This window comes from Variovorax sp. MPBD4-3 (assembly GCF_058809745.1).
Window position 1 is genome coordinate 14,433 of record NZ_JBXASW010000048.1, and the last position, 16,454, is coordinate 30,886.

The 16,454-nt window shown below is 68.7% G+C and carries 19 protein-coding genes; 12 read left to right on the plus strand and 7 right to left on the minus strand.

Features of this window, described 5'->3' with window-relative positions; all coding sequences use genetic code 11:
- The first annotated feature begins 53 nt into the window (after nucleotides 1–53).
- The gene (zigA, locus tag AC1RVW_RS23115) at nucleotides 54–1,247 is read left to right on the plus strand and encodes a zinc metallochaperone GTPase ZigA (protein WP_081271517.1); all 1,194 of its coding nucleotides are present in this window, start codon (nucleotides 54–56) and stop codon (nucleotides 1,245–1,247) included.
- A gap of 10 nt (nucleotides 1,248–1,257) precedes the next feature.
- Here zigA and AC1RVW_RS23120 read toward each other — a convergent pair whose 3' ends face one another.
- On the minus strand, nucleotides 1,258–1,746 hold the full coding sequence (locus AC1RVW_RS23120) for a Fur family transcriptional regulator (RefSeq protein ID WP_493202741.1): 489 nt from the start codon (nucleotides 1,744–1,746) through the stop codon (nucleotides 1,258–1,260).
- Between the two features lie 168 nt (nucleotides 1,747–1,914).
- On the opposite strand from AC1RVW_RS23120, the gene AC1RVW_RS23125 reads away from it, so the two are divergent.
- Nucleotides 1,915–2,904: a Bug family tripartite tricarboxylate transporter substrate binding protein gene (locus tag AC1RVW_RS23125; RefSeq protein WP_493202743.1), complete on the plus strand. Its 990-nt coding sequence runs from the start codon at nucleotides 1,915–1,917 to the stop codon at nucleotides 2,902–2,904.
- A 12-nt stretch (nucleotides 2,905–2,916) separates the two neighbouring features.
- Here the strand turns inward: AC1RVW_RS23125 and AC1RVW_RS23130 are convergent, their stop codons facing one another.
- Nucleotides 2,917–3,225 carry a hypothetical protein gene (locus tag AC1RVW_RS23130; protein WP_159053632.1) on the minus strand — a complete coding sequence of 103 codons (309 nt, stop codon included), beginning with the start codon at nucleotides 3,223–3,225 and terminating at the stop codon, nucleotides 2,917–2,919.
- A 145-nt stretch (nucleotides 3,226–3,370) separates the two neighbouring features.
- Here AC1RVW_RS23130 and AC1RVW_RS23135 point away from each other — a divergent pair, with 145 nt between their 5' ends.
- From AC1RVW_RS23135 to AC1RVW_RS23165, 7 genes are all read left to right on the plus strand, one after another.
- On the plus strand, nucleotides 3,371–4,033 hold the full coding sequence (locus AC1RVW_RS23135; RefSeq protein WP_081271521.1) for an alpha/beta hydrolase: 663 nt from the start codon (nucleotides 3,371–3,373) through the stop codon (nucleotides 4,031–4,033).
- 13 nt (nucleotides 4,034–4,046) lie between these two features.
- Nucleotides 4,047–4,364, plus strand: a complete 318-nt coding sequence (locus tag AC1RVW_RS23140; RefSeq protein ID WP_493202745.1) for a putative quinol monooxygenase — start codon at nucleotides 4,047–4,049, stop codon at nucleotides 4,362–4,364.
- A gap of 175 nt (nucleotides 4,365–4,539) precedes the next feature.
- Nucleotides 4,540–6,102, plus strand: coding sequence for a glutamate--cysteine ligase (gshA, locus tag AC1RVW_RS23145; protein ID WP_493202747.1), 1,563 nt, complete (start codon nucleotides 4,540–4,542; stop codon nucleotides 6,100–6,102).
- A 197-nt stretch (nucleotides 6,103–6,299) separates the two neighbouring features.
- Nucleotides 6,300–6,680, plus strand: a complete 381-nt coding sequence (locus AC1RVW_RS23150; protein WP_081271524.1) for a response regulator — start codon at nucleotides 6,300–6,302, stop codon at nucleotides 6,678–6,680.
- 142 nt (nucleotides 6,681–6,822) lie between these two features.
- Nucleotides 6,823–7,752, plus strand: coding sequence for an SDR family NAD(P)-dependent oxidoreductase (locus tag AC1RVW_RS23155; protein WP_285413040.1), 930 nt, complete (start codon nucleotides 6,823–6,825; stop codon nucleotides 7,750–7,752).
- 127 nt (nucleotides 7,753–7,879) lie between these two features.
- Complete coding sequence (locus tag AC1RVW_RS23160; RefSeq protein ID WP_493202750.1) at nucleotides 7,880–8,308, plus strand: nuclear transport factor 2 family protein; 429 nt, start codon at nucleotides 7,880–7,882, stop codon at nucleotides 8,306–8,308.
- Entirely contained in the window at nucleotides 8,298–8,789 is a 492-nt protein-coding gene (locus AC1RVW_RS23165; protein ID WP_493202791.1) for a MerR family transcriptional regulator, read from the plus strand. The genes AC1RVW_RS23160 and AC1RVW_RS23165 overlap by 11 nt, the downstream gene beginning before the upstream one ends.
- On the opposite strand, the gene AC1RVW_RS23170 is transcribed toward AC1RVW_RS23165, so the two are convergent.
- Complete coding sequence (locus AC1RVW_RS23170) at nucleotides 8,776–9,135, minus strand: HPF/RaiA family ribosome-associated protein (protein ID WP_081271528.1); 360 nt, start codon at nucleotides 9,133–9,135, stop codon at nucleotides 8,776–8,778. The two genes, AC1RVW_RS23165 and AC1RVW_RS23170, sit on opposite strands and share 14 nt — an antisense overlap.
- A gap of 116 nt (nucleotides 9,136–9,251) precedes the next feature.
- The gene (locus AC1RVW_RS23175; protein ID WP_081271529.1) at nucleotides 9,252–9,680 is read right to left on the minus strand and encodes a CBS domain-containing protein; all 429 of its coding nucleotides are present in this window, start codon (nucleotides 9,678–9,680) and stop codon (nucleotides 9,252–9,254) included.
- A gap of 329 nt (nucleotides 9,681–10,009) precedes the next feature.
- Here AC1RVW_RS23175 and ylqF point away from each other — a divergent pair, with 329 nt between their 5' ends.
- Complete coding sequence (ylqF, locus tag AC1RVW_RS23180; protein ID WP_493202752.1) at nucleotides 10,010–10,972, plus strand: ribosome biogenesis GTPase YlqF; 963 nt, start codon at nucleotides 10,010–10,012, stop codon at nucleotides 10,970–10,972.
- Between the two features lie 6 nt (nucleotides 10,973–10,978).
- Here ylqF and AC1RVW_RS23185 read toward each other — a convergent pair whose 3' ends face one another.
- Together AC1RVW_RS23185 and AC1RVW_RS23190 are read right to left on the minus strand one after the other, a co-directional pair.
- Nucleotides 10,979–11,818 carry a hypothetical protein gene (locus AC1RVW_RS23185; RefSeq protein ID WP_155742695.1) on the minus strand — a complete coding sequence of 280 codons (840 nt, stop codon included), beginning with the start codon at nucleotides 11,816–11,818 and terminating at the stop codon, nucleotides 10,979–10,981.
- 120 nt (nucleotides 11,819–11,938) lie between these two features.
- Nucleotides 11,939–13,582, minus strand: a complete 1,644-nt coding sequence (locus AC1RVW_RS23190; protein WP_493202754.1) for a DUF4139 domain-containing protein — start codon at nucleotides 13,580–13,582, stop codon at nucleotides 11,939–11,941.
- Nucleotides 13,583–13,781: 199 nt separating this feature from the next.
- Between AC1RVW_RS23190 and AC1RVW_RS23195 the strand changes: the two genes are divergently transcribed.
- Entirely contained in the window at nucleotides 13,782–14,207 is a 426-nt protein-coding gene (locus AC1RVW_RS23195) for a PaaI family thioesterase (RefSeq protein ID WP_081271546.1), read from the plus strand.
- Here AC1RVW_RS23195 and AC1RVW_RS23200 read toward each other — a convergent pair.
- Entirely contained in the window at nucleotides 14,137–15,360 is a 1,224-nt protein-coding gene (locus AC1RVW_RS23200) for an acyltransferase family protein (protein ID WP_493202756.1), read from the minus strand. The two genes, AC1RVW_RS23195 and AC1RVW_RS23200, sit on opposite strands and share 71 nt — an antisense overlap.
- Before the next feature lie 153 nt (nucleotides 15,361–15,513).
- Here AC1RVW_RS23200 and AC1RVW_RS23205 point away from each other — a divergent pair, with 153 nt between their 5' ends.
- Nucleotides 15,514–16,416, plus strand: a complete 903-nt coding sequence (locus tag AC1RVW_RS23205; RefSeq protein WP_493202758.1) for a LytTR family DNA-binding domain-containing protein — start codon at nucleotides 15,514–15,516, stop codon at nucleotides 16,414–16,416.
- Nucleotides 16,417–16,454: the final 38 nt, after the last annotated feature.

Genomic DNA, 16,454 nt, shown 5'->3' on the forward strand with positions numbered 1-16,454 from the left:
AGTTGCGTTGATCCATATAATGCAATTCTGTTGCATATATGGAAGCTGCCCCCATGGCCGATCGCCTCCCCGTCACCGTGCTCTCCGGCTTTCTCGGTGCCGGCAAGACCACGCTGCTGAACCACATCCTCCACAACCGCGAAGGCCGCCGCGTGGCGGTCATCGTCAACGACATGAGCGATGTCAACATCGACGCCGCGCTGGTGCGCGACGGCGGCGCGCAGCTGTCGCGCACCGACGAGAAGCTGGTCGAGATGAGCAACGGCTGCATCTGCTGCACCCTGCGCGAAGACCTGCTGGTGGAGGTGGGCCGGCTCGCGAAGGAGGGCCGCTTCGACCAGCTGGTGATCGAGTCCACCGGCATCTCCGAGCCGCTGCCCGTGGCGGAGACCTTCACCTTCGCCGGTGAAGACGGCAAGAGCCTGGCCGACGTGGCGCGGCTCGACACCATGGTGACGGTGGTCGATGCCTTCAACTTCCTGCGCGACTACAGCTCGGCCGACAGCCTCGGCAGTCGCGGACAGTCGCTCGGCGACGAGGACACGCGCACCGTGGTCGACCTGCTGATCGAGCAGATCGAGTTCTGCGACGTGCTGGTGGTCAACAAGATCGACCTCGTCAGCGTCGAGGAACGGGAGCGGCTGATGGCGATCCTGCGCAGCCTGAATCCGCGCGCCCGCATCGAGGTGTCGGAGTTCGGCCGCGTGGCGCTCGACCGGGTGCTGGACACCGGCCTGTTCGACTTCGACGAGGCCGAGCAGGCGCCCGGCTGGCTCGCCGAGCTGCGCGGCGAACACGTGCCCGAGACCGAGGAATACGGCATCCGCAGCTTCGTCTACCGTTCGCGCCTGCCGTTCCACCCGATGCGCTTCTGGAAGCTGGTGCAGAGCGAGTGGGAGGGCGTGGTGCGCTCCAAGGGCTTCTTCTGGCTCGCGAGCCGCGCCACCCGCGCGGGCTCGTGGTCGCAGGCCGGCGGCGCCTGCCGCTACGGTGCAGCGGGCTTCTGGTGGGCGGCGGTGCCGCGCGAGCACTGGCCGACCGACCCGGAGGCGCTGGAGCTGATCCGCAGGAACTGGGACCCGGCCACGGGCGACGCGCGGCAGGAGCTGGTGCTGATCGGCATCGGCATGGATGAAGACGCGCTGCGCGCGCGGCTCGACGCCTGCCTGCTGACGGAAAACGAGATGCGCTTCGGCGCCTCGTGGTGGCAGAACTTTCCCGATCCCTTCCCGTCCTGGAACGCGTGAACGGCTGAAGCTACCTTGCGCACTCTCCGCAGGTGCCGTGCAGCGTGAGCGCGGTGTTGCGGGTGTCGATGCCCTGCTTGCGCAGCGCCTTGCCCAGCCGGCCCATCACCTTCGGCAGTTCCGGGTCGGACGGCAGGGCCAGCACCTTGTGGCACTGGTCGCATTCGAAGGTGTTGCCCGAGGCGGCCTCGACATGGCGCGAGAAACGGTTGACCCGGTCGGCGCCCACGCGGCGGTCGCACAGGCCGGCCTCGACCAGCCGGTCGAGCACGCGGTAGACCGTGACGCGGTCGGGCGCCTCGCCGGCGGCGGCCGTGTAGGCGGCGGCCACTTCCTCGTGGGTCAGCGGCTGGGAGCTGCGTTCGAGCAGTTCGAGCACGGTCTGCGCGGCGCGCGTCACGCGCAGGCCGCTGTCGCGCAGCAGCCGTTCGCTGTCGAACGGCGCCGCGGCGGCGCTGGCGGCAAGAGGGGGCTTCGGTTGCGGGGTGGTGGTCTTCATGCGAAACGCCATTGTGTTGCATCCGGGGTGCCCGCGTCCCCATCGGGGGCGCCGGCAAGCCGGGGCATATGCCCGAACGCAGCTAAGCATCTGACAAATGGGTCGTTTGCCTGCGTGCGTAAGCGCTCCAGAATCGCGCGCTTTGTCTTCCGCCAACGAAAGTTCACCATGCGCCCCCGTTTCCTGCTGACTCCGATGTTCGCCCTGGGCGCGTTGTGGGCCGGCCTGTCGCTTCCCCTGGCCGCGCAGGCACAGCAGCCTGCCTATCCGTCGAAGCCCGTGCACATCACGGTCGCCAACACGCCCGGCAGCTCGCCCGACGTGCTGGCGCGCTTTCTGGGGCAGCGGCTGTCGGAGCAATGGAAGCAGCCGGTGGTGATCGACAACCGCGCCGGCGCGGCGGGCATCCTGGCGGCCGACGGACTGGCCAAGGCCCAGCCAGACGGCTATTCGCTGCTGGTGGGGGCCGACGGGCCGATCACCATCCTCCCCAACATCCAGGCCGGCCTGCCCTACGACGCGCGGCGCGACCTCGTGCCGGTGGTGTCGCTCGGGCAGATCGACTTCGTGCTGGTGGCCAACCCGAAGACGGGCTTTCGCACGGTGGCCGACTTCGTGCGCGCGGCCAAGGCCCATCCGGGCCGCATCAACTACGCCTCGGCCGGCAACGGCAGTCCGCAGCAGCTCAGCATGGAACTGCTCAAGCAGAAGGCGGGCATCTACGTCACCCACATTCCGTACCGCGGCGGCCCGCTGGGCATGCAGGACGTGATCGCGGGGCAGGTCGACGTGATGTTCATCGCCGTGGGCCCGGCGCTGCCGCAGATCCGCAGCGGCCGGCTGGTGGCGCTGGGCACCAGCGGCGAGAAGCGCCATGCGCTGCTGCCCGAGGTGCCCACGGTGGGCGAGACTTACGCGGGCTACCGCTCGGGCACCTGGTTCGGGCTGTTCGCGCCGGCCCGCACGCCGCAGCCCGTGGTCGACGCCATCGCGGCCGAGGCCGGGCGCATCGTGCAGACACCGGCCGCCCGCGCCGAACTCGCGGCACAGGGCATCGAGGCCACCGGCCATCCGCAGCGCCAGTTCCAGGCGCAGGTGTCGAGCGAGTACGAACGCTATGCGCAGATCGTGAAGGCGGTCGGCATCAAGGCCGAATAGCGCCTCGCCCGTTCACTTGACTGACCGGGCCAGCGCCTTGGCGAAGGCGTCCACGTCCTGCTCGGTGCACGCCTCGGCCGCCAGCGGGGCATGGCCCTGCGCCACGGCGGCAAGCGCGACGGCCTTCTTCGGGCACAGGCCGAGGCAGCTGCATTGCACCACGCGCAGCCGCACCGGCAGGTGCGACAGGCCGTGCTTCAGTTCCTTGCGGACCTGCTTGGCCCTCAGCTTCGTGGGGCCGTCCTTGCGTTCTTCGCAGTCGCCGCAGACCAGCACGACGCCGGCCAGCTTCGTCTCTACCAGGGGAGGGGAATGGCTCACGCGGGTTTCCTTGGTGTCTTTTCAGGCCATGTTGGGCACGGCGCAACCGTGCGCAAGTCAGCCAACCGGCCGTTTCCATGCCTCTGGCAGGCCCCGAATGCGCTAAGGTCCTGTCATTCGCGTTCCTGAATACCTTTGCCCGACCATGTCCCGTCCCCCCATCGAGATAGAAACCGCCCCCAACCCCACCGCCACGGTGATCGTGATGCACGGCCTCGGCGCCGACGGCAACGACTTCGTGCCGATCGCCAATGAACTCGACCTGGCGGCCGTGGGCCCCGTGCGCTTTGTGTTCCCCAATGCGCCCGTCATTCCCGTGACCATCAACGGCGGCTACCAGATGCCGGCCTGGTACGACATTGCCGTGGCCGATCTCGCGGCGCGCGAAGACGAGGCCGGCCTGCGCCGCTCGCAGGCCACGATCGAGGCGCTCATTGCCAGCGAGAAGGCCCGTGGCATCGCCGCCGGCCGCATCGTGGTGGCGGGCTTCTCGCAAGGCTGCGCCATGGCCCTCATGACGGGCCTGCGCCACACCGAGCGGCTGGCGGGCATCGTCGGCCTCTCGGGCTACCTGCCGATCGCGGCCACGACCGCGGCCGAGCGCCACGCCGCCAACCACGAAACGCCGGTGTTCCTGGCGCACGGCCGGCAGGACCCGGTGGTGCCGCTGGCCGCCGCCGTGCGCTCGCGCGACGCGCTCACCGCCCTGGGCTACACCGTCGAGTGGCACGAATACGCGATGGCGCATTCGGTGTGCATGGAAGAAATTGCCGACCTGAACCGCTTTCTGCTGCGGGTGCTCGGCTGAAGGAGACGACCCCATGATCCTGGTCATCGGACACGCGCTGGCAAAGCCCGACACACTGCAGGCGATGCTGGCCATCAGCACCGAGCACGTGCAGCGCTCGCGCGCCGAGCCGGGCTGCATCTCGCATGAAGTGACGACCGACGCGCTGCTGCCGCTGCGCCTGACTTTCGTGGAGCGCTGGAGCGACATGGCCGCGCTGCAGGCGCACTTCCGGGTGGACGCCTCGCGCGCCTTCGCCAAGGCGCTGGCGGCCATGGCCGACGGCACGCCGGAGATGCACGTCTACCAGTCCGACGAGATCGACCTCTCGGCGGGCCGCGCCAAGGCCTGATTCCGGCCCACATCGAGCGACGGTCGAGCCGTTCAACCCGCGTGGCAGCTATGCGTGAAGCTATCAAAAAAATAGCGCCCGGCAAGCTAGCCGAATGCGGGATTCCCTGCACAAGCAACGCGCGCGCGCCCGTGCTACCTTCCAGCCCCTCAGAAGATTGATGGGTCATAACAATATGAGCAAAAGATTGCAGGAGAGGTTGGGTGCTCTTTCAGCGACACGACTGAAAGGCATGCGACGCGGAATCGAGAAGGAAAGCCTGCGGGCGCTGCCGGACGGCAAGCTCGCGCTCACGCCGCATCCGCTGGCGCTGGGCTCCGCGCTCACGCATCCGCACATCACGACCGACTTCAGCGAATCGCAGCTCGAACTCATCACGGGCGTGCACGGCGGCGTCGAGTCGGCACTGGAAGAGCTCACGCGGGTGCACCAGTTCACCTACCGCGTGCTCGACACGCTGGGCGACGAGCGCCTGTGGGTGTCGAGCATGCCCTGCGGCCTGCCGACCGACGAGACCATTCCGATCGGCCGCTATGGCTCGTCGAACGTGGGCCGCGCCAAGAGCGTCTACCGCATGGGCCTGAGCCACCGCTACGGCCGGCGCATGCAGACCATTTCGGGCATCCACTACAACTGGTCGCTGCCCGAGGTGTCCAGCGAGCAGTACTTCGCGCTGATCCGCAACTTCCGCCGCCACGCCTTTTTGCTGCTGTACCTGTTCGGCGCGTCGCCGGCGCTGTGTTCGAGCTTCGTGGCGGGCCGCCCGCACGAGCTGCAGCCGCTGGGTGACGGCAGCATGTTCATGCCGCACGGCACCTCGCTGCGCATGGGCCGGCTCGGCTACCAGAGCGACGCGCAGGCTTCGCTGGCCGTGAGCTACAACAGCCTTGAGGGCTATGGCGCCTCGCTGCAGGACGCGCTCACGCGCCCGTGGCCGGCCTACGAGGCTATCGGCATCCGCAACCTGGGCGGCGACTACAACCAGCTCGCCACCAGCCTGCTGCAGATCGAGAACGAGTTCTACGGCACCATCCGCCCCAAGCGCGTCATCAACCCCGGCGAGCGCCCGCTGCATGCGCTGCGCGAGCGAGGCGTGGAGTACGTCGAAGTGCGCCTGATGGACCTCGACCCCTTCGAAACCGTCGGCATCAACGCGCAGACCATGCGCTTCATCGACGTGTTCCTGCTGCACTGCCTGCTGAGCGACAGCCCCGACGACACGCCGCAGGAAATTGCCGACCTCGCGCGCAACCAGCACCTCACCGCCGCGCGCGGGCGCGAGCCGGGCCTGCGTCTTGCGCGCGGCGGCAGCGAAGTGACGCTGGCCGACTGGGGCGTGGAGCTGGCCGAGCAGTGCCTGCCGATTGCCGCTGCGCTCGACGCGGCGCACGGCGGCGGCACGCAGCATGTCGATGCCGTGCGTGCCGCGCTGGCCGCGCTGCAGGACCCCGACAGCCTGCCTTCGGCCCGCGTGCTGGCGGCCATCGAGCAGCAGCACGGCAATTCCTTCGTCGGCTTCGTGCGCGCCCAGTCGGAGCAGACCCGCGCCGCGCTGCTGGCCATGCCGTTCTCGGCCGAGCAGCAGGCCGCGTTCGAGCGGATGACTGCCGAGTCGATCCAGGAGCAGAAGCGCATCGAGGCGGCCGACACCATGCCCTTCGAGATCTACCGCGAGCAGTACGTGTCGCCCTCGCGGCTCGGCATGACGCGCGGCCGCGTGGTGGCGCTGGCGGCCTAGGCCTTTGGCTCCGCTGCGGCGGGGCACCCGAGCGGCCCCGTGCCTCGCATGCCGACAGGCGTGCTGGCCGATGGCCTACAGGCATTGGCCCGCATGGCTCACCGTGGGCGTCGCCCGGGTTGCGACGATGTGGGCATGCACCGACCATTTTCGTCATCCAGTACTTGCCGGCCAGCCGCCGAGCCGGCGCTGTCGCCATGAGCTTCAGGGCCTACCTCGTCGAAGACAGCCCCGTGATCCGCGAGAACCTCGTCGGTTTCCTGCAGGACGTGGCCGATGCCGAGGTCGTGGCCTCCGCCAGCACAGAAGACGAGGCCGTGACTTGGCTGCGCCTGCACAGCGAAGACTGGGACCTGACCATCGTCGACCTGTTCCTCAAGCGCGGCAACGGCCTCGGCGTGATCCAGGCCTGCCGCAACCGCGCGCCGCACCAGAAGGTGGTGGTGCTCAGCAACTACGCCACCACCGACATGCGCCAGCGCTCGGAGCAACTGGGCGCCGATGCCTTCTTCGACAAGTCCGCCGAGCTCGACCAGCTGGTGGCGTACTGCGAGCAGGTGCGCTCCGCCCACGGTTGAACACGGTTGAACCGGGGCCGGCCGGCTGACGCGCGCAAGACTGCGCACCGGCGCCTTTCTGGGGTAAAACGCCACGCTGCCGCCTTCCGGGCGGCAACGACGAACAACGGCAAGCAACTCCCTAGGAAAGCGACAAAGAGACATGAGCAGCAGCAACAGCAGCATCGACTTCAAGGGCCGCGTGGCCATCGTGACCGGCGCGGGCGGCGGGCTCGGCCGCCAGCATGCGCTGGCGCTGGCCGCGCGCGGCGCCAAGGTGGTGGTGAACGACCTGGGCGGCGCGCGCGACGGTTCTGGCGGTTCGGTGAGCGCCGCGCAGGCGGTGGTCGACGAGATCAAGGCGGCCGGCGGCGAAGCCATTGCCAACGGCGCCTCGGTGACCGACTTCGAGGCGGTGCAGGCCATGGTCAAGGAAGCGGTTGACGCCTGGGGCCGCGTCGACATCCTCGTCAACAACGCCGGCATCCTGCGCGACAAGAGCTTCGCGAAGATGGAACTGGCCGACTTCAAGCTGGTGGTCGACGTGCACCTGATGGGCGCCGTGAACTGCACCAAGGCCGTCTGGGCGCTCATGAACGAGCAGAAGTACGGCCGCATCGTGATGACCACGTCGTCGTCCGGCCTGTACGGCAATTTCGGCCAGAGCAACTACGGCGCCGCCAAGCTGGCGCTGGTGGGCCTGATGCAGACGCTGAGCATCGAAGGCGCGAAGAACGACATCCGCGTGAACTGCCTGGCTCCCACCGCCGCCACCCGCATGACCGAGGACCTGTTCCCCAAGGAAATGCTCGAGGCCTTCCGCCCCGAGGCCGTGGTGCCCGCCATGCTGGTGCTGGCCGCGCAGGACGCGCCGAACCGCACCATCCTCTGTGCCGGCGCCGGCACCTTCGAGGCAGCGCACATCACGCTGACGCAAGGCGCCTGGCTGGGCATCGAGGCCGACACGCCGGAGCAGCTGGCCGCGCGCCTGTCGGAGGTGACCGAGCGCGAGGGCGAGATCGTGCCGCAGAGCGGCGCGGCGCAGGGCTCCAACGAAGTGGCCAAGGGCATGGCCAACGCGAAGCGGGGCTGACGGCACCGCCTGCCGCCTGTTCTGTTCATGGCGCGCTTGACCTCGAGCGCACTCGAGCATTTCCAATGAATTCACCGGGCGCCTCCTGGGCGCTCGGTTCATTCATTCAACGCAAGGAAATCAAGCCATGAACACGATCGACAACAAGGCCCTCGTCCAGCACATCCACGACGAGCTGGACAAGGGCAACGGCCAGGCCTTCGTCGACAGCCTCGCCGACGACGCGAGCTGGAAGCTCGAAGGCAGCACTGCGTGGTCGCGCACCTACCAAGGCAAGAAGGCGATCCGCGAGGAATTGCTGGACCCGCTCTTCGCGCAGTTCGCGGCGCCCTACCGCAGCAGGACGGAGCGCGTCATCGCCGAAGGCGACCGCGTGGTGGTGCTGTTCAGCGGCGACGTCCCCACCAAGGCCGGCAAGCGCTACAACAACCGCTATTGCTACGTCTACCGACTCGAAGGAGGCAAGGTGAAAGAGCTGACCGAATACTTCGACACAGCGCTCGTGCAGGAGGCGCTGCAGCCGCCTCCCGCCCCAGCCCATGCCCATGCCGGCTGAGAGCAGGGGCACGCCCTTCCATATCGGCGAGCTGGCGGCCCGCACCGGCCGCACGGTGCACGCCATCCGCTGGTACGAGACACAGGGGCTCGTACCCGGCGTGGCGCGCGACGAGGGCGGACGGCGCCTCTACGGCGAGCCGCACGTCGGCTGGCTCGACCTGATGGAAAGGCTGCGCCGCACCGGCATGTCGATTGCCGAGATGCGCGAGTACACGGCGCTGGCGGTGCAGGGAAAATCCACGCTGCGCCAGCGGCGCGACATGCTGGCGGCGCACCGCGAACGCGTGACAGGCACCATCGCCGAATGGAAGAGGGCGCTCACGCTGGTCGAAAGCAAGATCGGCTTCTATGACGAGTGGATGGCCAGCGGCCACCGGCCGCCGCCGATTCCGGTCGAGTCGGGCGGCACGGCAACGGCCGCGCGGCCTCGCGCACGCAGGCGCAAAGCCGCCGCCGCAGCGCCGCCTACTCCGCAATGAAGCTGGGGTCGGTGCGGATCGAGCCGCGGTCCCGGTGGTTGTGAAGGCGGCCCAGCGTGCTGTCGAGCAGCCGCTTGAGCTTGTCGGCCGCGCCGCGGAAGGCTTCGTCGAGGGTGGCGGCGTGCTGCTTCACCGCCAGCGGCTGGTGGTGCGCCAGGCGCGCCTCCATCACGCAGCACTTGTCGGCGCCGCCGGTCTTGTCGTGGTTCTCGTCGCTCAGGTGTACTTCGACGCGTGTCACGTCGTCGACGAAACGGCTCAGGTGCTGCTTGATCTCGGTGTCGGCCCAGCGCTCCAGCGCGTCCTTGTTGGTGATGCCGTTGCTCGTGTTGACCTGAATCTGCATGCAATCTCCCTGCTGGATGGATGAACGAAGCCTCACTGTGCGCCCGGATGCGACGCATCGTGCGTAGGTCTATTCCCTACCCACGCGCCGGGCAGGGTCCGCAATGCGGCGGTTTCTCAGCTCTGGATGTATGTGGTCAGCTGCTCGATGGTGGCCTCGTGGTCCGAGATGATGTCGTCCATCAGGTCCTGGATCGAGATCATGCCGACCACCTTCTCGCCGTCGACCACCGGCAGGTGGCGGAACTTGCGCTGGCTCATGAGCGTCATGCAGGCGCGCGTGCGGGTTTGCGGGGTGACGGTCATCACGTCGGGCGTCATGATCTCCGAAACGCGCACTTCCTTCGAGTTCTTGCCCTGCAGCGCCACCTTGCGGGTGTAGTCGCGCTCTGAAAGAAAACCGACCAGCTTCTCGCCCTCCATCACCATCAGCGCGCCCACCTCGAAGCGCGCGAGGGTGGCCAGCGCGTCGAACACGGTGGCGTTGGGAGAGGTGCGCCAGGCCGCGGAATCGTGACGCTTGAGCAGTTCGGAGACGGGTTTCATCGCGGTAACTCCATAAAAAAGTTTTCGACTCGACCGACGCTCATGCGCCGCGCTCGTTCAAATGATAGGGGCGGACGCGCCTCGGGCGTCGCAAAACCCTCTAGGGGATTGCGCGTGTGTGCAACCCGCGCGCAGTGCGCCAAAAATCAATGCTGTGCCGGCGCCGACGCGAACACGCGGCTCAGCGGGTAGGCAGAATCGCCGAGCGCAGCTATCGAAAACGTAGCGCGCAGCTAGCGTTCAGGTTCCCGGTTCACAATTCGCACCCCGGCCCGAAGGCCGGTCCGTTTCCCCGAATTCCAGTCAGCGCGAAAAGAAAGAGCCTACCGATGGCGATCCAGTGGTTCCCCGGTCACATGTATGCGACCCAGAAGGCCATCACCGAACGGGTGAAAGACATCGACGTGGTCATAGAACTGCTCGACGCACGCCTGCCCGGTTCCAGCGCCAACCCCATGCTGGCGGAGCTCACGGCCGGGCGGCCCAGCCTCAAGGTGCTCAACAAGCAGGACCTGGCCGACCCCGAGCGCACCGTGCAGTGGCTCGCGCACTACAACGCGCTGCCCGACACCCGCGCCATCGGCCTGGACGCGAGCCAGACCACGCCCGCGCAGCAACTGGTGAAGGCCTGCCACCAGCTCTCGCCCAACCGCGGCGGCATGGCCAAGCCGATGCGCGTGCTGATCTGCGGCATTCCCAACGTGGGCAAGTCGACGCTCATCAACACGCTGACCGGCGGGCGCAAGGCCAAGACCGGCGACGAGGCCGGCATCACCAAGCTCGAACAGCGCATCACGCTGGCCGACGACTTCTACCTGTGGGACACGCCCGGCATGCTGTGGCCGCGCATCATCGTGCCCAAGAGCGGCTACAACCTGGCGGCCAGCGGTGCCGTGGGGCGCAACGCCTTCGACGAGGAAGAGGTGGCGCTCGAGCTGCTCAACTACCTCAAGGTGCACTACGGCGCCGGCGTGGCCGCGCGCTTCAAGCTGGTGGAGCTCGACGCCGCCACCATGGCCGAGATGAAGGACGAGGCGCTGCTCGACACCATCGGCCGCAAGCGCGGTGCGCTGCTGGGCAAGGGGCGCGTCAACCTGCAGAAGGCGGCGGAAATCGTCATGCACGAGTTCCGCGCCGGCAACCTCGGGCGCATCACGCTCGAAACACCGGAAGAGTTTGCCGAATGGCTGGCCGATGGGCAGCGCCGCGACGCCGAGCGGGCCGCGAAGAGAGCCGCGCGCAAGCAGAAGGGCAAGCCGAAGCCGGAGACGGCGCCCGGGCAGGAAGCCTGAGCGCCCTCAGTCCAGCGCGAACAACGCCGCCGCCGCCTCGTTGAGCGCCACCGTGCGACGCGAATCCGGGTGCGGGCCGGCGGCCTTCAGCGCGCGCTGGTAGAGCGCGACGCGCGTGGCCGAGACCGGGCGGCACAGCGGGCGGCTCACGAAGCGCGAGAAGCTGCGCCCCGGCACCACGTAGCGCCCCGGGTTGAGCCGCGCGAAGCGGATGTACGCCTGCAGCGCATAGAGCATGTCGGCATGCAGCGCATCCATGCGCTGCTCGGCGTCCTTGCCGATCTGCGCGCGGCCCTTGGCGTCCTTCTTCAGCGGCAGGCCGAGGATGTCGGCCATGTCGATCTCGAAGTGGGTGAAGTCGCCATACGGGCGCTTGCAGTCGATCATGAAGGTGCGCCAGTTCGCGCGCTGCAGCAGGCGGATGTGCTCGTCGGTCACGTCGAAGGCATCGCGCTGGCCGAAGGGCGGCTGGAAGGCGTAGTGCCCCTGCGCGAAGCTCGCGTGCAGGAAGAAGGCCGAGGCCACATTGGTGAAGCGCTCGACTGCCGCAGAGGAGGCGCCGTCGAGCGCTTCGCCGAACTGCTCGAGCGTCAGGTCGGGCGGCACGATGCCGGGTGCGCCGGATTCGCAGTCGATCCACTCGGCCTTGCTGCGGCGGAACCAGTCGATGTCTTCCTGCGTGATTTCCACGCTGCCGATGGCGGTGGCCGGCAGGGCGGGTTCCGGCGGTGCGGCGGCGGCAGCGGCGGGCGCGCTTTTCCGTTCGCAGCCCGAGACGGCGAGCAGGGCGGACGCCGCGCACGCGGCCGACAAGGCCAGCGCGCCTCGCCGATGAATCCTTCTCACGTTTTTTCTCCCATGGATAAGCGATTGGGTCCATGAGGATGCCACGCCGGCCTGACTCGGATCTGAGGAGCGGCCCGCAAGCCCGAGGTTCATACGCGCTCGGTCCGCGGACGAAGGCGCTCAGCGCATCTGCAGCCGCGCGTCCTTCGGGTAGCCGATGGTGTAGTCGGCCGCCACGCGGGCGGACTTGCCTGCGTCCAGGTCGAAGCGCCACATCGTGAGGCCGGGCTGCTTGTTCCACGACAGGTCGTCGGGCCTGGGCGCGAACTGCGAGCTCACGCGCACCTGCTCGTCGACCGACACCGGCGCGGCTTCCAGCACCTCCACCGTGACCGGCGTGCGGTGGCGGTTCTCGACCACGTAGGCGCGCTGCACCTTGCGCTCGGCGCGCGAGCCGGCGAAGCCGCCGGTGCCCTGGTTGTCGCGCTCGGGCTCGGCCTGCACGCGCACCAGTTCGTCGCGGCCGAAGGACAGCGTCAGGCGGGCATCGGTGGGCGGGCTCCAGCGGCCGTTGCCGACGAAGGCGCCGTCGCGGTACAGCAGCATCGGGCCGGCCGGCCAGACGCCGTCGGGCTGCGCCATGTCGGCGACCAGGAAGGCGCTGGCATCCACGCGCGGGCTGGTGCGGGCGACCAGCCTGGCGGTGTCTTCATGCTGGCCCAGCGCCAGGGTCACGCGCTGGCCGTTGGAGGGCACGTCGATGCTTTGCGGCACTGAAAACTCGGTGGCGAAGCTGCTGTCGAACACGCTCACGTCGAACAGCGGCGCACGGCGCTCCCGCAACTGCCTGGCGCTCTCGGGGGCCATGGCTATCGGCGCGGCGGGCATCGGCGCCAGCTCTTCGTTGCGCGTGCGCGCCGGCGGCGGCGGCGGCTCCACGCCGATGCGCCATGCCGATGGCAGCCTCCCGGTGGTTTCGCGGCGCGGCTGGCCGGTGGAGAGCACCAGCTTCACGCCGCGCCAGTCTTCGCCCGTGGCCTGTGCCACCAGCGCCTGGCGCTCGATGCGGACCTTGCCGGTGCCGCTGTCGAGCAGCGCGCGGTAGCTGGGCGTCCAGCCGGGGCCGTTGACCTGGTAGCTGAGCCTGACGTCGGCGTCCGCGCTGGCCGCCAGCGTGACCGTCACGGCCATCACCTGCTCGCCGCTGCCCTGGGTGCGGGTGCGTTCGGCGAGCAGCGGGTTGAGCTGGCGGTCGATGTCGGTCTGCCGGCGCTGGATCTGGTGTTGCTTGAGCAGCGAGTCCTGCCCGGTGCGGCGCATCGCCTCGGTCATGGCGACGAGGTTGCGCGCATCCATGGGTGCGCGGGCGCCCTGGGGCGCATCGCCGCCGCTGCCGGCCAGGCCCTTGAGGTAGCCGTTGACCATGCCGAGCGCATCGCTCTCGGCCTGCAGCGCGGCCTTCTGATCTTCCAACTCGCGGATGCGGCCATCCAGCGCGCTGGTCGCGCACTGCGCGGAAAGCTCGCGCGCCTCGCTCAGCACCGAGGTCTCGCCTACGCGCACCGATGCGTCGGCCGACACCTGAAGGCTTTGCACGTCCAGCCCTGCCGGCAGGCAGGCGAAGGTGACCGAGCGGCTTCCGGCCGCCACCCGCGCCTCGCGATCAACGGTGGCGCTGCCGGGATAGACCTTCACCTGGGTGATGCGCGAGCCGGAAAAGGCTGCCGGCTGCGTGGCGGCCTGCCCTTGCGCGCTGAAGCTCAGCACCAGCAGGACGGCGGCGCCGGCGGTGGCGCGAAGGAAGACGGGGGTCGTTGCTTTCATGGGATGCCTTCGAAGAAAGAAGTGGGACAGACCCCCACTGCTACGGACGGGCCGCGCGAAAGGGGTTAAGGCATCGCAAGAAAATTTTCGGCCGCTGTCGCCAAGGCAACCGCCGGCGCGTGGGCGGTCACGCGCGCGACGACGAATGCGGGGGGCGGTTCGTAGAGTGGCCTGCATCGCTTTCAAGGGACTGCACGCCATGCTCGACACCATCCAGGCCATCAACAAGACCGCCGCCTTCAACCGCTGGGCCGGCTTCGAAGTCACGAGCGCCGCCAACGGCGAAGCCGAGCTGCGCATGGACTTCCGCGAGGAAGACATGGGCCAGTACGCCGGCTTCCTGCATGCGGGGATGATCGGCGCGCTGCTCGACACCGTGAGCGGCTTCGCGGCCGCCAGCGTGGCGGGCCGCGTGCTGGCGTCGCATTTCTCGGTGAACTGCATTTCGCCCGCCGTTGGCCGCGCCTTCGTGGCGCGGGGGCGAGTGGTGAAGGCCGGGCGCAAGCAGGTGTTTGCGGCGGCCGAGCTCTATGCGCAGGGCGAGGGCGATGCCCTCAAGCTCGTGGCGACGGGGAACGCCATTCTGGTTCCGGTGGAAGAGGCTGCCGCGAAGCCGGCCGCCTGAGCTTCAGCCCGAACAGCGGCCGCAGCAAGTTGACGCGGCGGACCAGCCCGTCGGTCAGCGCCCAGCAGCCGAAGATGGTCAAAGCCACCAGCAGCGCGGGCTCGACCACCGGCCCGAGCGCGAGCGGGGCCAGCAGCACCGCACCCGCGATGATCAGCGTCTGGTGCAGCACGTACCACGGGTACACCGACTCGTTGGCCCAACGCAGCCAGGGCCAGGTCCGGTTCAGGTACCGGTGCCCGTAGCCCAGGATGGCCGAGACCGTCAGCCACAGGTAGAGCACGCGCAGCACGTCCATCGACAGCCCCGAGGGCGGCCCACTGGTGACGGCGCGCAACGTGAAGAAAGTGGCGATCACCGCGAGCGCCAACGCAAGGGACACCCGGCGCAGCCGCTCCAGTTCCTTCCAGACGCCGGTGTCCACGCCCATCCAGTAGCCGTAGAGGAACATCGTGAAGTAGATGCTGTGCAGGTGGAAGTCGCGCACCAGGTTGTGGGTGGCCGGAAAGCGCGAGGCCAGCAGCATCGTCCACAGCAGCAGCGGCACCGCCGGCAGCAACAGCAGCTTCCAGCCGCGCAGTCCGTTGAAGCCGCGCCGCACCCGCTGCCCGGCGGCGGACTTCCATAGCGGCAGCGTCAGCGCCACGATGGCCGTGTAGGTGAACAGGTAGGGCAGGTACCAGAGGTGGTTCCAGGTGATGCCGAACTCCGCGCCGTCGAAGGCCTGCTTCGGCCACGGCGCGCTCATCGACAGGTAGCGCAGCAGGAAGGCGCCGAAGCCCGGCGCCACCATGCCGTTGGCCACGCCCTGCGCGTAGGCCTGGTAGGGCACGATCACCGCCATGCCGAAGGCCAGCGGCAGCATCAGCCGCAGGCCCCGGCTGCGCAGCAGCGCCCAGGTGCCCTGGCCGCGGCTCAGGAAACCCAGCGACACGCCGGAGATGAGGAACACCAGGTCCATGCGCCAGAGGTTGAGCATGGCCATCGGCCAGCGCAGCCATTCGGCCTCGTGAGGGCTCTTGAGGTGCCAGTGCCAGCCGGCCACGTAGTACATGCCCACGTGATAGAGGATGACGAACAGGAATGCCAGCGCGCGCAGGGCGTCGATGTCGTGGCGGCGATGGTCTGGCGGAATGTAGGCGGCGGGGTGCATCTTGGGGCCTCGAATCTGGAAGGCCGCGATGTTCGGCCGCACGGCCCCGCGGCGGCGCGCCGCCGGGACGGATTGCCCCCGCTTTGTGACGAGCGGTGGCCCCAAGGGACGAAATTCGCCGGTCCCAGGGGCAAGTTCGCGAGAATTCCGAGCATGGGCGATCCACGCAAGAACCTCTACGAACGCTACGAGCCGATCCGCCGCTATGTCGAGGTGGGCTTCTGGATCGTGCTGATGACGCTTCAGGCCGCGTTCAGCACCCTGGTCGCGATCGCGGATGTCGGCAATCGCGCGGTGCCGCATGCCCGCTGGGAAGTCGTCACCTGGGAGGTGTCGAGCCACTTCGTGCTGTTGCTGCTGGTGCCGGCGCTGGTGGCCATCGAACGCTGGCTGGCGCCGCTGGCGAGCAGGCACTGGGTCCGCTTTCTGGCCTGGCACCTGGCGGCCAGCGTCGCGGTCAGCGTGGTCCACGTGGCCGGCATGTTCGGGCTGCGCTCGCTGGTCTATTCGATGGCCGGCGCGCACTACGGCTTTTCCAGCTGGACCGCCCAGTGGGGCTATGAGTACCTGAAGGACGTGCGGGTGTACGCCAGCATGATCTTCGGCATCTGGGTGTATCGGCGGTTCCTGCTGCGGCTGCAGGGAGAGGCCCGGGTGCTCGATGCGTCGGAGGAGGGGGCGACAGAGGCGGCGCCCTCCGTGCCGGAGACGGCCCCACCGCCGCCCCCGCGCCCCGAACGATTCCTCGTGCGAAAGCTGCGCCGCGAATTCCTCATCGCCGCCACCGACATCGACTGGCTGCAGGCCGAACGCAACTACGTGGGCCTGCACGTCAACGGCCACGACTACCTGCTGCGCGCCACGCTCACCGACTTCCTGACCCAGCTCGACCCCGACCGCTTCGCGCGCGTGCACCGCAGCCACGCCGTGAACCTGGGTCGCGTCAAGGAAATCGAGCCGCTGGACGGCGGCGACGCCCGGCTGCACATGCACGACGGCACCACGGTGCCCTGCAGCCGCCGCTACCGGGACGCACTGCGCGCCGGCGCGGGCTGATCCGGTGCGTGGCCGGGCTGGGCAAGCCCGTTATTGGT

Coding starts and splice junctions, on each gene's coding strand:
- AC1RVW_RS23200 (WP_493202756.1), bottom strand. CDS start 15,360: ATGCACCCCGCCGCCTACATTCCGCCAGACCATCGCCGCCACGACATC.
- AC1RVW_RS23205 (WP_493202758.1), top strand. CDS start 15,514: ATGGGCGATCCACGCAAGAACCTCTACGAACGCTACGAGCCGATCCGC.
- gshA (WP_493202747.1), top strand. CDS start 4,540: ATGAGCAAAAGATTGCAGGAGAGGTTGGGTGCTCTTTCAGCGACACGA.
- AC1RVW_RS23170 (WP_081271528.1), bottom strand. CDS start 9,135: ATGCAGATTCAGGTCAACACGAGCAACGGCATCACCAACAAGGACGCG.
- zigA (WP_081271517.1), top strand. CDS start 54: ATGGCCGATCGCCTCCCCGTCACCGTGCTCTCCGGCTTTCTCGGTGCC.
- AC1RVW_RS23175 (WP_081271529.1), bottom strand. CDS start 9,680: ATGAAACCCGTCTCCGAACTGCTCAAGCGTCACGATTCCGCGGCCTGG.
- AC1RVW_RS23155 (WP_285413040.1), top strand. CDS start 6,823: ATGAGCAGCAGCAACAGCAGCATCGACTTCAAGGGCCGCGTGGCCATC.
- AC1RVW_RS23195 (WP_081271546.1), top strand. CDS start 13,782: ATGCTCGACACCATCCAGGCCATCAACAAGACCGCCGCCTTCAACCGC.
- AC1RVW_RS23150 (WP_081271524.1), top strand. CDS start 6,300: ATGAGCTTCAGGGCCTACCTCGTCGAAGACAGCCCCGTGATCCGCGAG.
- AC1RVW_RS23135 (WP_081271521.1), top strand. CDS start 3,371: ATGTCCCGTCCCCCCATCGAGATAGAAACCGCCCCCAACCCCACCGCC.
- AC1RVW_RS23140 (WP_493202745.1), top strand. CDS start 4,047: ATGATCCTGGTCATCGGACACGCGCTGGCAAAGCCCGACACACTGCAG.
- AC1RVW_RS23165 (WP_493202791.1), top strand. CDS start 8,298: ATGCCGGCTGAGAGCAGGGGCACGCCCTTCCATATCGGCGAGCTGGCG.
- ylqF (WP_493202752.1), top strand. CDS start 10,010: ATGGCGATCCAGTGGTTCCCCGGTCACATGTATGCGACCCAGAAGGCC.
- AC1RVW_RS23125 (WP_493202743.1), top strand. CDS start 1,915: ATGCGCCCCCGTTTCCTGCTGACTCCGATGTTCGCCCTGGGCGCGTTG.
- AC1RVW_RS23120 (WP_493202741.1), bottom strand. CDS start 1,746: ATGAAGACCACCACCCCGCAACCGAAGCCCCCTCTTGCCGCCAGCGCC.
- AC1RVW_RS23160 (WP_493202750.1), top strand. CDS start 7,880: ATGAACACGATCGACAACAAGGCCCTCGTCCAGCACATCCACGACGAG.
- AC1RVW_RS23190 (WP_493202754.1), bottom strand. CDS start 13,582: ATGAAAGCAACGACCCCCGTCTTCCTTCGCGCCACCGCCGGCGCCGCC.